Annotated in this window: 10 protein-coding genes; 6 read left to right on the top strand and 4 right to left on the bottom strand. The window is 37.7% G+C overall.

All coding sequences use genetic code 11. The features are described 5' to 3' along the window. Positions 1-32: 32 nt before the first annotated feature. Complete coding sequence (locus tag BG04_RS29675) at positions 33-191, top strand: CxxH/CxxC protein (RefSeq protein ID WP_080743095.1); 159 nt, start codon at positions 33-35, stop codon at positions 189-191. Positions 192-274: 83 nt separating this feature from the next. Continuing rightward, positions 275-754 (top strand): 23S rRNA (pseudouridine(1915)-N(3))-methyltransferase RlmH, encoded by a 480-nt coding sequence (gene rlmH, locus BG04_RS11280; RefSeq protein WP_013085547.1) that lies wholly within the window; start codon positions 275-277, stop codon positions 752-754. Positions 755-923: 169 nt separating this feature from the next. On the opposite strand, the gene BG04_RS11275 is transcribed toward rlmH, so the two are convergent. Together BG04_RS11275 and BG04_RS11270 are read right to left on the bottom strand one after the other, a co-directional pair. Continuing rightward, entirely contained in the window at positions 924-1,922 is a 999-nt protein-coding gene (locus BG04_RS11275; protein WP_014457691.1) for a tRNA dihydrouridine synthase, read from the bottom strand. Positions 1,923-2,329: 407 nt separating this feature from the next. After that, a complete protein-coding gene (locus tag BG04_RS11270) occupies positions 2,330-4,228 on the bottom strand; it encodes a PhoX family protein (RefSeq protein WP_034648185.1) in 1,899 nt (632 codons plus the stop codon). 528 nt (positions 4,229-4,756) lie between these two features. Between BG04_RS11270 and BG04_RS11265 the strand changes: the two genes are divergently transcribed. Continuing rightward, positions 4,757-5,956: a class I SAM-dependent rRNA methyltransferase gene (locus BG04_RS11265; RefSeq protein ID WP_034648186.1), complete on the top strand. Its 1,200-nt coding sequence runs from the start codon at positions 4,757-4,759 to the stop codon at positions 5,954-5,956. A gap of 279 nt (positions 5,957-6,235) precedes the next feature. Next, the gene (locus tag BG04_RS11260; RefSeq protein ID WP_034648188.1) at positions 6,236-7,669 is read left to right on the top strand and encodes an anion permease; all 1,434 of its coding nucleotides are present in this window, start codon (positions 6,236-6,238) and stop codon (positions 7,667-7,669) included. Positions 7,670-7,698: 29 nt separating this feature from the next. Here the strand turns inward: BG04_RS11260 and BG04_RS11255 are convergent, their stop codons facing one another. After that, positions 7,699-9,150, bottom strand: coding sequence for an alpha-amylase (locus tag BG04_RS11255; RefSeq protein WP_034648190.1), 1,452 nt, complete (start codon positions 9,148-9,150; stop codon positions 7,699-7,701). A 250-nt stretch (positions 9,151-9,400) separates the two neighbouring features. Between BG04_RS11255 and BG04_RS11250 the strand changes: the two genes are divergently transcribed. After that, a complete protein-coding gene (locus BG04_RS11250; protein ID WP_013085537.1) occupies positions 9,401-10,090 on the top strand; it encodes a response regulator transcription factor in 690 nt (229 codons plus the stop codon). Beyond that, a complete protein-coding gene (locus tag BG04_RS11245; RefSeq protein ID WP_034648191.1) occupies positions 10,068-12,317 on the top strand; it encodes a sensor histidine kinase in 2,250 nt (749 codons plus the stop codon). The genes BG04_RS11250 and BG04_RS11245 overlap by 23 nt, the downstream gene beginning before the upstream one ends. A gap of 325 nt (positions 12,318-12,642) precedes the next feature. Here the strand turns inward: BG04_RS11245 and katA are convergent, their stop codons facing one another. Further along, on the bottom strand, positions 12,643-14,103 hold the full coding sequence (katA, locus tag BG04_RS11240) for a catalase KatA (protein ID WP_034648193.1): 1,461 nt from the start codon (positions 14,101-14,103) through the stop codon (positions 12,643-12,645). Positions 14,104-14,147: the final 44 nt, after the last annotated feature.

Here is a 14,147-nt window from a genome sequence, read left to right as displayed (position 1 = left end):
AATGAAAAGAATAGAGAAAGGAAGATAAATACATGAAGATATATTGCTGTTTAGAACATACAGAACTAGCGCTGGATGTAATAGTAGATGAGATTGAGCTAGCGCCGGTTTTTGAAAAAATAGAAAATTCCACTGACAAAAAAAGCTGTGAATATTGTGACAATGAAGCTGTATATGTAGTAGGGAACTAATATTCTTATACAAAATGTGGATATAACATGTGGATATGTGGATAATATCTGTGGATAAGGGATAAAGGAGAGGAGAATAGCCTGTGAATATCTCTATTATAACCATTGGAAAGCTAAAAGAAAAATACTTAAAACAAGGTATTCAAGAATATTTAAAGCGCTTATCAAGCTATGCAAAAGTAGAAATTATTGAGCTTGCAGATGAAAAAGCGCCAGAAAACTTAAGTGAATCTGAAATGGAACAGGTAAAACAAAAAGAAGGAGAGCGCATCTTAGCGAAAATCTCAGACGATACTCATGTGATCGCATTAGCTATTAACGGAAAACAAAAATCTTCCGAGGAACTCGCAAAAGAAATTGATTCATTAGCTACCTACGGAAAAAGCAAAATAGCATTTGTCATTGGCGGGTCGCTTGGTTTAAGTAGCGAAGTAATGAAACGCTCAAACGCAGCCCTTTCTTTTTCAAAGATGACGTTTCCTCATCAGCTTATGCGCCTAGTATTAGTAGAACAGATTTACCGAGCTTTTCGTATTATTCGAAATGAACCTTATCATAAATAGAACGTGTGGATATTTTTTCATTAAAAGCTGAGGCAGAAGGAAATGTAAAACCTTCTGCCTCAGCTTTTATCATATGTGGATAAATAGCACACGTCTATAAAAAAGAACAAGAGGTTCTTCTCTCCGGTAAAATGTTAGAACAATTGAGTTTAAGCAAACGAGATCTTATTTAAGAAACAGAAAAACCTTCGTCTTCTTTCACTCCAGCTCTGTCTTTAAACTCATCAAGCAACGCACGCACTTCGTCAGTTGTTTCCGTGCTCATGAGTAGATTTCTTAATTCACTTGCACCGCGGAATCCGCGAACGTAAATTTTGAAAAAGCGTCGAAGCGGTTTGAAAGGACGCGGCTCTAATTCTTCAGAATACTTATCATGAAGATCTAGCTGCAGGCGAAGAAGTTCTAATAGCTCTTCGCTTGTGTGCTCTTTCTTTTCTTTTTCAAACGCAAACGGATTATGGAAAATTCCGCGTCCAATCATGATTCCATCAACGCCGTACTTCTCTGCAAGTTCCAGACCTTTCTGGCGGTCAGGAATATCACCGTTAATTGTTAGTAGCGTATGAGGCGCAATTTCGTCACGAAGTTTCTTAATCTCCGGAATTAACTCCCAGTGCGCGTCAACATCGCTCATTTCTTTTTTCGTACGAAGGTGAATAGAAAGGTTCACGATATCCTGTTCTAAAATGTGCTTCAGCCAGTCGTACCACTCATCAACTTGCGTATAGCCAAGACGAGTCTTTACGCTTACTGGAAGCCCTCCAGCTTTGGCTGCCTGGATAATCTCAGCCGCAGTATCTGGACGGCGAATCAGACCAGAACCTTTTCCGTTTCCTGCAACGTTCTGCACAGGACAGCCCATATTAATATCAATGCCGCGAAAGCCCATTTCGGCCATGCCGATACTCATTTGACGGAAGTACTCAGGCTTGTCTCCCCAAATGTGCGCAACGATTGGCTGTTCATCGTCTGTAAACGTCAAACGTCCTTTTACGCTATCTTTTCCTTTCGGATGGCAGTAGCTTTCCGTATTCGTAAACTCTGTAAAAAATACGTCAGGTCGTGCTGCTTCAGTCACAACATGGCGAAAAACGACATCCGTCACAGCTTCCATCGGTGCCAAAATAAAAAACGGACGCGGCAACTCATGCCAAAAATTATCTTTCATCTTATATCTAAACCCTTTCTTTTAGGGAAAACATATTCCCAAAATTAAAAAGTGTAATTTCTTTTATCAGGCTGAATGCCAGTATAAACTTCAACCAATATATACTTTAATGGTATGGAACGAAAAGTGCAAGGGAACGAGTGGTTTTGTTTTGCTGGAAATACTTATTGAAACAACTTTTATATCTAGTATTAGTGGAGTGTAAGCAATTAAAAGCGAGCCTGAAGGCATGTAACGGATACCTGCGAATAAATCCTAAAGCATTTGGTTCGTGTGTAGGTACTTTCTCGAAGGATATTATAAAGTATTCACTGTAATGATGATTACGATAAACGATTTTATAAATAACTTCGACTATATAAAAAACCACGTCTGTCATTGCACAACAGACGTGGCTTCATTACGTATTAATGCTTTTTGTAAGGAGCGCGGTCCTTAGAAGGCAGTCCAGAAATGTATCCGACACCACCTGTTTCTTGAATGCCAATGCTTTCTTTCATTGCATTAGCTAGCTCTTCTTTATCAACAGCGGTAATGTTTTTGTCGCTGATGTCCTCGCCTGGGTGCTGATAGTTGCTTAGTACGTAGCGAGAGTTTTTAATGTTTTCTACTGCACGAAGACCTGTTGCTTCTGCTCCCACTGGAACTGAAAGAATGCGTGATAGTTTTTTTGTTTTTACATTATAAGCCCATACGAAGTTGTTTGTGTGCAGTGAGCTGTCTTCTCCGATAAAGAGTGTATTTAAGTCATTTGAATACGTAAGGTTATCAGGGTTGGCAACTTTATTTGGATCCGCTTTATTACCGTATGCATCTGCTTTTTCTAGGTCTTGTCCAATCAGTAGCCCTTCCATGCTTGCAGGAACGTAGCGACTGTTAATCTTGCCTTTTGCTTGGTCTTTTTGATGCGATCCTAAGTTCAGCTGGTAGGTCACACCAGACTCTAGTTTTGGAAGCTGAATATCATCTTGTACAGCATCAGATTCTTTTAGCATGGCACTATTTTGGTAAGAAATAGCCATATACGCTTTTTTGTCTTTTTTGTTAACCGTTAGTCCTTCCATCTTGTTGAATTCAGATGTTGCACCTAAAATTGCACCGTATCGGCGTGATTCTAAAAAGGCAGCTGCTTTTTCCATGCCAGGCTTTACTTTTAAATATTCAACTTTTTTACTTGCGGCGGTTTTGACTGCTTTAAATCCTTTTGTAGGCTGGTCAGCTGTTTCAAAAATATCACTAAATTTTGTGCCTTTGTCGATTATTGTTTTCACTTCATTGTCTGTTGCATGGCCAAGCTTCATCCACTGAAGGTCGCCTTTACCTCCATTTTTTGTGCTCGTTTGTTTAAACTTTGCCGCATAAAGAGTTCCTGCTGAGAAGTCTTTTTCCTTATCTGCTACATACATAAACATCATGGTATTAGACCCATCGTCTCCAAAAAGAGCGGTTTTGTTATCTGGAAGTACCTGCATCATTTCGTGTGAAAAACGACCTGTGCTGTAATGTTTTACGACCGACGCATTGCCGCTTTCATCTACTGAAATTTCTGGAATCCAGCCGTAGTAGTAAGGATTTGCTTTTGGCATGTCGCCGAAATAAAGCTTAGCGAAGTTCGTGACGTCTTTATAAGAGCTGGATGAAGGGTCTTCAAAAGCACGTGCATCAGGCTCATATTCTTCTGAACCAAGGTGAGTACCCCAATCCGTTGTCGAGCCATTACACGGCGTCCACAAACCATTTACATTAGAAAAATCAATTTTTTTAGCATGGTTGACGGTCAGTTTTCCTGTTTTATCATCTCGGTCAACTTGTGTAAGCGTCATTGAAGCAGGAAGACCGGAAATCTCTTTTCCAGCATTATTAACAGATTCATATTCATAATGTGAAATAATATAAGACTTATCGTTGATGGTGATAAAGCTGTTTGAATCCGGTGCATCTGATACGTACGGTGATGGCTTATCAGGAACGCTTCGGTCAATAATCGGATCCCCGTTTGCATCGATCGGTGTACCTGCGGCGATTAATTCCCCTTTATTATCGACAATTTTATCTTTTGAAAGAAAGAGCTGGTTATAGTTAAGCGGCGTTTCTTCAACGCTTCCATCTTTATACGTTACTTTTACAGATGCCTCTGTATACGTTTTAATCATATTTTCAATCGTAGTAGGTGCTTTCATTGGCTGAAACTCGACGCTTTTGATTTGTTTTGGATGTTGAACTGGGTGATGTTCTGCTGCAAAAGCAGAAGTGGCGCTAGAAGCTAAAAGAGTGAGAGATAGTCCAAGAGATACTCGTTTTTTCATGGTTGATAACCTCCAAATTGTATTCATACACTTATTAAATCATTTGATTGTTGAGGAAATATAAAGAGAAGCGCTGGATTTGTTGAGCTGTTGTTAAGAACGTTGAACATTTATATGACAAGTTTAACTAGAAGTTATTCAGCTATCTTTCAGAATTTGTTCAGATAGCATTCAGCCGGGCTTCACAGTGAATTCATGTTCCGCTCTTACAATAAACACATAGCTAAAGGCGACAAGACAAAAAGCGCTTTGGCTTGTACAGCAAAAGTGAAAGGTATTTTAGCAGAAAAAAACGTCACTCAGTTCGATGCTTATACGGGGCAAGAGTGCTCATAATTGTTTATCTTAAAACATAAAACATACATTTCATTTTTTATTCATATCAAGCAGAGGGTGTTTCAAGGCATCCTCTGCTTTTCTATTTATAACTAGAAACGGGGCTGTTTATCTATGTTAAGATAAATGTAGATTATTGTTGTAAAATGGATAGAACTAGAATGAAATAAATTAAATAGATAGGGTGTACACATGAGAAAAGAAGTACAAGTTATAGCCAAAGAAGCTTTTATTAAAAAAGTGAACAAGGGTTATCCACTCATTGAAAAAGATGCGCTTGTTGATGGTCATAAACTGCAAGAAGAAGGGGTTATTATTAACTTAGTCACTCCGAAGAGTCAATTTTTAGCCAAAGGCTATTATGGAAAACAAAACAAAGGCTACGGATGGATTCTTACGAAGAAGAAAAGTGAGCAAATTGACGCGGCGTTTTTTGCTAGGAAAATTCAGCAAGCTATTGCCTCTCGTCATGACTTTTATGCATCTGAAGACACAACTGCTTTTCGCGTATTTAATAGTGAAGGTGACGGAATCGGCGGCTTGATTATTGATTATTATGACGGATATTACGTCATGAGTTGGTATAGTGAAGGAATTTATCAATTTAAAGAATACGTCATTGAAGCCTTAAAGTCTGCGCCTAACTTTAAAGGGCTGTACCAGAAAAAACGTTTTAACGTAAAAGGTCAGTATATTGAAGAAGATGATTTTGTAGCAGGGGACAAAGGTGAATTTCCTTTAATTGTAAAAGAAAATGGTATTCGTTTTGCCGTTTACTTAAATGACGGAGCAATGGTGGGAGTCTTTTTAGATCAGCGAGACGTCCGTAAAACTATTCGAGATAAATATGCAAAAGGAAAGACCGTCTTAAATATGTTTTCGTATACAGGCGCATTTTCAGTGGCGGCCGCTCTTGGAGGAGCTGCGAAAACAACAAGTGTCGATTTAGCCAATCGCAGCTTGGCAAAAACAATTGAGCAATTTAGTGTAAATGGAATTGATCACGAAGCACAGGACATTATCGTAGAAGATGTTTTTAAGTATTTTAAATATGCGGTTAAGAAGAATATGACGTTCGATCTTGTAGTGCTAGATCCGCCAAGCTTTGCTAAGTCGAAAAAGCATACGTTTAGCGCAGTAAAAGACTACAAAGATTTATTAAAAGAAGCCATTGCGCTTACAAAGCCAAACGGTGTCATTGTAGCATCTACGAATGCAAGCAATTTTGATATGAAAAAATTCCATTCGTTTATTGAAAAAGCTTTTAATGAAAAAGGGGAACGGTACAAAATGATGGAGCAGTTCGCTCTTCCAGCTGATTTTAAAACAATAAAAGAATTTAAGTCAGGTAATTATTTAAAAGTCGTGTTTATTCAAAAAGTAAATCGCTAAATGCAAGGCTGCATGATGAACTCATGCAGTTTATTTATTTTTAATGAAATAACGCTTACAAGCTATTTTGAAGGGAATAAAATGAAGGTAAGAGATAAATATTGTCAATATATATGATAAAATAATAAAGGAATCATGCTCAACATTTCACAATTTTACAATATCATCCTTACGAAACGTATTTTTACAATTATTTTATTTTAAATGGGATAAGTATTGGGTACGAAGTGGAAAGAGCATACTATTACTATTATTTAAAAACATGAAAGGAGAAAGATTATGGCTGAAACAACAAAAAAGCCTGCCGGCGAAGTGAAATTTCTTCCTTTATTAATTTGTCTGGCAATCGGACTTATTTTATGGTTTATTACACCTCCGTCTGGACTTGATGTGAAGGCTTGGCACTTATTCGCTATTTTTGTGGCTACTATCGTAGGGCTTATCATTAAACCATTGCCATTAGGCAGTGTAGCTATTTTATCTTTAACCATTATTGTATTAACTAATACATTAACACTTGAACAATCGCTCAGCGGTTTTCAAAATACGACGATTTGGTTAATCGTTATTGCATTCTTTATTTCTAGAGGTTTTATTAAGACTGGTCTAGGAACAAGGGTTGCCTACATTTTTGTTCGTTTGTTCGGTAAAAAGACGTTGGGATTATCGTATTCTCTTATCGTAAGTGACTTGCTTTTATCACCTGCAATGCCGTCTAATACAGCGCGAGCTGGAGGAATTATTCTTCCAATCATTCGTTCTTTATCCGAAACATACGGATCCAGAACTGGAGACGGTACGGAGCGCAGAGTCGGCGCTTTCTTAACAAAAGTATCGTTTCAAGGAGATATGATCACATCCGCTATGTTCGTAACGGCAATGGCGGCCAATCCTCTTGCTGTTAAAATGACGGAACAAATTACAGGCAAGACTATTTCATGGGTTGGCTGGGCAGCGGCTGCAATTGTACCTGGAATTATTAGTTTAATTGTTATTCCGCTTGTTATTTATAAGCTGTATCCGCCAGAATTAAAAGAAACGCCGGAAGCATCTGAAATTGCAGCAAAAAAACTAAATGAAATGGGTCCGTTAAAGAAAGAAGAATGGTACATGATTGGCGTATTTTTACTTCTTCTTGTGCTGTGGATTTTTGGAGCTAATTTAAATATTAATGCAACAACAACTGCTTTTATTGGTCTATGTGCGCTGCTTTTAACGCAAGTGTTAAGCTGGTCGGACATCAAAAAAGAACAGGGAGCATGGGATACATTAGTTTGGTTTGCTGTTTTGGTTATGATGGCAACCTTCTTAAATGATCTAGGCATGATTCCTTGGTTCAGTGATCTGATGAAAGGCACTGTTAGTCATATGTCTTGGATGACGGCGTTGATTGTACTAGCTGTTGCGTATTTTTATTCTCACTACTTTTTTGCGAGTAATACGGCTCATGTCAGCGCTATGTACGCAGCATTTTTATCTGTCATCGTGGCCGCTGGTGCGCCTCCGTTACTGTCAGCATTAATTTTAGCGTTCTTTAGCAATTTATTTGGCTGTTTAACTCACTACGGCAGTGGACCGGCACCGGTGTTCTTCGGTAGTGGATATGTAACGCAGCAAAAATGGTGGTCGCTCGGCTTTTTAATTTCAATTATTCATATTATCATTTGGATTGGAATTGGCGGCTTGTGGTGGAAACTGCTAGGTCTATGGTAAAAAAAACAGTGGCGCAAGCCACTGTTTTTTTATGCTTCAGCCCAAACGGATACAGAGCCGCCATTGACAGGGAACTGTCCGTAGCCATCTTCTTCAATCACAACTTGATCTTCTCGGTTGTTTGTGAAATCAATCCATGTTTGTCCACTTCGGTGTTCGCCGACGAACATTCTCTTTTCGCCATCTTCGCCGTTTGACATCACTACAGCGCATCCAGACTTCTCAAATTCCTCTACACCATGCCTTACCCATCCAATGGTATTCGGGTGATCAAAATAATCGTCTTGCTGGCCGTATGCTTTGTCATAGCGTACATGCAAGAGAGCGGAAATATCTTTTTCTTTTCCCTCAATTGGGTGCTCTCCGCCTATCCCAAAATAGTCTCCGTAAAACACACAAGGATAGCCGTCTTCACGAAGTAAGATTAGAGCGTAAGCACTTTGTTTGAACCAATCTTCTACCCACGATTCTAAAGATTCATTTGGCTGAGAGTCATGGTTATCTACAAATGTGACAACATTCAAAGGGTGAGTCTTGACTAATGTATCATCAAAAATCGTGGTTAAATCAAAATCTCTTCCTTGCTGAGAGGCTTCATGTAGTTTATAGTGCAGAGATACGTCAAACAAATCGATTTGATAATCAATCACGTCTAGGAATTCCTGACAGGCTGTTAACTCTGGATTCCAAAACTCTCCCACAAAATAAAATGGCTTTTCTTGAGAAGAGGACAATTCGTGGGCAAACTCTTTAATAAAATCGTGGTTAATATGTTTAATGGCGTCTAATCGATAACCGTCGCACTGCAGGGTGTCTGCTAACCATTTTCCCCATTTGATCATTTCTTCTCGAACTTCAGGGTGATCGTAATCAATATTCGCAAACATTAAATAATCGTAGTTGCCAAACTCTTGATCGACATTTTCGTTCCAGCTTTTGTTTTCTCCGGCAATACGAAAGACGCCTTCTTTTCCATTTTTATCGTCGTAATCAGTGCCGTTAAAATGATTAAAGTTCCATTTGAAAGAAGAATATTTATCGCCGCGCCCTTCAAATGTAAACTTTGTCCACCCTTCAATTTCAAAAGGTTCAGAAATTTCTTCTGTTCGGTTCATGGGGTCCACTTCAATGACGTGGAACGTTTCTTTTTCATCTGCTGCAGCTTTATGGTTCATTACAATATCCACATAGACATTAATTCCATGATTATGACAGGCATCAATCGCTTCATGCAGCTCTTGCTTGGTTCCATACTTTGTACGAACGGTTCCTTTTTGATCAAATTCGCCAAGATCGTATAAGTCGTAAACGCCGTAGCCATTATCCTCTGATGAAACACCTTTTGTAACAGGCGGAATCCACACGGAATCAATTCCTTGTTCTTTTAGTTGAGGAGCGAGCTCTTTGAGGCGTTGCCAATGCTCTCCATCAGCTGGCACATGCCATTCGAAAAATTGCATAATTGTATGATTCCGTTCCAAGTTAAATCATCCTCCTTTTAAATAAAAAGATATAATCGCTCATGGATAGTTCTTTAGAATCAAATGAGGAATTGATTATATTTTTTCTTTTAACGTTCCTGTTATCCCTATTCTTTAAACCTTTTTCAACATATGAAGCTTAAGAAAATCTTAAGATTTCCCCTTCCTTTTTCTTAAGAAATGCAGTTTACAATAAAATCCATAGACGGAATGACCCATGATATACTTTTAAAAGGAGTGTGAGAAATCAATGAACGAATATGTGGTTTTAGTCGTAGACGATGAGCAAGAAATCCGTAATGGTATTGCTATTTATTTAAAAAATGAAGGTATTAAAGTCTTTACGGCCAAAGATGGAATCGAAGCCATAGAGATACTAAATAAAGAAAAAGTTCACTTAATTATTCTTGATATTATGATGCCAAGGCAAGATGGCATTTCAACGACGTTTAAAATCCGAGAACAAAAAAATATCCCGATTATTATGCTGAGTGCTAAAAGCGAAGATGCAGATAAAGTGCTCGGTCTGCAGGTAGGAGCAGATGATTATGTGACAAAGCCTTTTAATCCATTAGAACTGATAGCGAGAGTTAAATCACAGTTAAGAAGATATGTGACATTAGGTACATATGAGGAAAAAAAGACGATTGATATTCGAGGTCTTGTACTTGATATTGAAGCTAAGTCCGTCACTCTTGACGGGGGATTCATTAAGCTGACTCCCATTGAGTATAAAATTGTAGAGTTATTAATGAAAAATGCAGGGAGAGTTTTTTCCATACATGATATTTATGAACGCGTATGGAATGAACCAGGCTACAACGCAGAAAACACAGTAGCGGTACACATTAGAAAAATAAGAGAAAAAATTGAAATTGAACCAAAAAATCCGAGGTATGTAAAGGTTGTGTGGGGACTTGGATATAAAATGGAAAAGTAGCGTCATTTCAGCTGTAGGGATTATCTTGTTTTTATTTGGTTTAGGAGCAACTATTTCTTCAATTAGTAACGTGCATAATCTATTAAAAACAAACTATTTACAAAAAAGCAGCTATATAAAATCTGAAGACTTCAAAAAGCAAATAAGTCGTTTTACAAATGATCTCTACCTTTTAGAATTGACACAAAAAGATAAGAATACCGTTAATGCAAATAAGATAACAGAAGAAGAGATTGAGTCGTATCGATATAAGGAAGGAACATTAACAGAACAAATAAAAAACGTGCACGATAAATATGAAGAAAAAATAGAAGACGCTAAGCAGGCAAAGAGCAAAAACGTTGAAGCTGCCTATGTAAAGCAGCAGGATCTAGAAGTTAAAAACATTCAAAAAAAGTTTCAAGATGATCAATTCGTTCGAGGAGAAATAGCGAAAAACAAAAAACTCGAAATGAAGAAACTATATGATGAAGCTTTTGATCGACAAAAAAAATTATCTCAATATAAAAAAGACATCATGTATTATTTAAAAGATAGGAACACAAATAAAATATACACGAATATCCAAAACGCAGGCAAAGAAGATGTTAATCAATTAGTAAAACAGGAAAATATATTGTATAAATATACTTATTCAGCTCAATCACCGCTGGTGTTTCAAGCAGATGAATATAAAAATTCATCGTTAAGCAGTGAGGCAGACTCAGAGATCCCAACCCGGTATTTAAAGCAGAAGTTTACGGGTATAAGTGCTGTTCCTGAAAAAGAAACCTTCATTAGTCCTTTATTTGATGAGTATAACTATTATCATCATCAAAATGTAGCGTTTCTCGTGTATACATTGTCAGGGATACTAGCTCTGTTAATAGGTTGCTTTATTTATAAAAAAACAATAACTGGATATTTTAAAAAAATAACAAGACAAACTGCAGTACAGAGGGTTTATAAAAAAATACCTTTAGATATTTGTATAATTGTTTTTCTTTTATACTCATTTTTTACATTAAGTCTAGTTCTGAACGGCTATCCTGCTTCTTTATTAGAATCATATAAGCATGTTGCTACGTTCTTCTTTTATATGATAGCAATATCCATAGCTATTTCCCTATGGGCACTTCAAGTATTTCTACTGTTTCAGCGTATACGCACAATAGATGATATAAAAGAAGAATATAAAAGAGCGTGTGTTTATCAAGTAATTTATTTTCTTCAATCTATTTTTATTATCAGACATATTGGCATGCATATAATGGTTGTAGTGCTGCTTTTAGTGTTTGCCGTGTTTGCTGTTGCAGCTCTATTGACTAGTGGATCTATGTTTGCAGAACAAGTATCCATACTGTACTTAGCTGTTGGAAGTGTTGTAGGAGTGGTTACTTTGATACTGCTTATGCTACGAGTTAATTATTTAAATAAAATTATTATCTCAATTGATCAAATCGCCACAGCCGAGTGGAAAGAGCCGTTACCTATCAAAGGGAAATCAGCTTTGACTCAAGCAGCACTAAATATAAATCATATCCAGCAGCAGATTCAAACATCTCAGCATGTTCAAGTTAAAAGTGAACGCTTGAAAACAGAGTTAATTACCAACGTCAGTCACGATTTAAGAACACCATTGACTTCTATTATGACATATACAGCGTTGCTAAAGTCACAAGATCTTACTTCGGACGAACAACATGCTTACGTTGAAATTATTGACCGTAAGTCAAAACGTTTACAGACACTTATTGATGATTTATTTGAAGTGTCAAAAATGGCAAGTGGAAATGTAGAATTGCATAAAGACAAAATTGATATTAACCAGCTTCTTCATCAGGCTTTAGCTGAATATAATGAAGCAATTGAAGATTCAACTCTGCAATTTCGTATTCAATCTCTCGAAAAGCCGCTATTTGCTACTGTAGATGGTCAAAAATTATGGAGAGTATTTGACAATTTGATAGAGAATATATTGAAATATTCACTTGAACAAACGCGTGTCTATATTTCTGTTCAAGAAATAAACGAACAAGTGAAACTAACCTTTAAAAATGTAAGTAAATATGAATTAAATGAGCAGGCAGATGAGCTGTTTGAACGATTTAAAAGAGGGGATACTTCAAGACAAACCGATGGCTCCGGACTTGGGTTAGCTATTGCTAAGTCAATTATTGATTTGCACGGAGGAGAACTGAATATTGAAATTGACGGAGATTTATTTAAAGTAACGATTACTCTTTAATGTGAGTGAATATAACCAGCATATCTAGTAAAAAAGAGAAGCAACCTCATTATGCTGGTTGCTTCTCTTTTTTTAGCGTTCGTAATTTTATTCCGCAACCGCAAAGCGTACTGTGCTTTAGTACTTTTATTTCTCTATCACACTGATTACATCTTATTTCTTGTCCAATCATTTCTTCATCCCTTCCTCTTTTTACAAGAATTTAAATAAGTATCCATAAAATATGGATACTTATTTAGTGATAAAATGTTAAACTAATTGAGAATAAACGAGAATCTACAACGAGAAAAATAACCTTGTTTTCTCATTTGTAAAACTGATATCTTTATTTTATTTGCTGCGGAACAGATAATCCTAAACCATCTGCAACGCGTGTTCCATACTCTGGATCCGCTTTGTAGAAGTGCTGAATTTGACGAAGTTTAATCTCTTCTTTTTCTACAGGCTTCATAGCTTCAACGATGTTTGCAACTAGTCGTGTACGCTCGTCTTCGCTTAAAAGGCGGTATAAGTCACCTGCTTGCGTGTAATGGTCGTTATGATCATATGCAACACTATCGGCAACGCCTGAAACAGGGTATGCTGCTTGTTTGTTTTCCTGTGATTCTGTTGGGCCGCCAAAGCTGTTTGGCTCATAATAAACAGAACGGCCGCCGTTATCGTCAAAGCGCATTTGGCCGTCACGCTGATAGTTATTTACTTCGCTGCGCGGACGGTTAATCGGTAGCGCTTGATGGTTAGCACCCACGCGGTAGCGATGTGCATCGCTGTATGCGAATAGTCGACCTTGCAGCATTTTATCAGGTGATACGTCAATTCCCGGCACAAGCGTTCCAGGTGAGAATGTAGCTTGCTCCACTTCGGCAAAATAATTTTCTGGATTGCGGTCCAAGACCATGCGACCTACTTCAATTAGAGGGTAGTCTTTTTGTGACCAAACCTTTGTTACATCAAACGGATCAAAGCGATACGTATCAGCGTCTTCTAATGGCATAATCTGAACGTACAGTTTCCATGAAGGGAAATCGCCTTTTTCAATGGCATTAAATAAATCTTCAGTATGATAATCTGGATTTTCACCAGCTAGCTTTGCAGCTACGTCTGGAGACAGATTTTTTACACCTTGCTCTGTTTTAAAGTGATATTTTACCCAAACGCCATCTCCTTCGGCATTAACCCATTTAAATGTGTGGCTGCCAAACCCATGCATATGGCGTAAAGTTGCGGGAATACCGCGGTCAGACATTAAAATAGAAACTTGATGCAAAGATTCAGGAGATAAAGACCAGAAATCCCAAACGGCCGTCGGGTTTTTTAAATGTGTGCGTGGATCGCGTTTTTGTGTATGAATAAAGTCAGGAAATTTAATCGCATCTCGGATGAAAAATACAGGTGTATTATTTCCGACTAAGTCGTAGTTTCCTTCTTCTGTATAAAATTTAACAGCAAATCCGCGAGGGTCGCGAACGGTATCTGCTGAGCCATTTTCACCAGCTACTGTTGAAAAGCGAGCAAATAGAGGTGTTCGTTTTCCTACTTCAGAAAGGAAAGCTGCTTTTGTATAGGATGAAACATCATTTGTCACTTCAAAATAGCCGTGGGCACCGGCGCCTTTTGCGTGTACGACACGTTCAGGAACTCGCTCTCGGTTAAAATGGGCTAATTTCTCTAAAAGGTGAACATCTTGAATTAAAGTAGGTCCGCGTGAACCAGCGGTCATTGAATTTTGATTATCTCCAACCGGAGCTCCCCAACTAGTCGTTAGGTTATTCTTGTTTGTTGTCATCTTAGAACCACCTCTTATTTGAATTTTATTATGTTAGAAACAAT

It is taken from the genome of Priestia megaterium NBRC 15308 = ATCC 14581, from assembly GCF_000832985.1.
In the GTDB taxonomy this organism is placed as follows: domain Bacteria; phylum Bacillota; class Bacilli; order Bacillales; family Bacillaceae_H; genus Priestia; species Priestia megaterium.
Note: the sequence above shows the minus strand (reverse complement) of the source record. Positions and strands in the feature narration are given on the sequence as shown.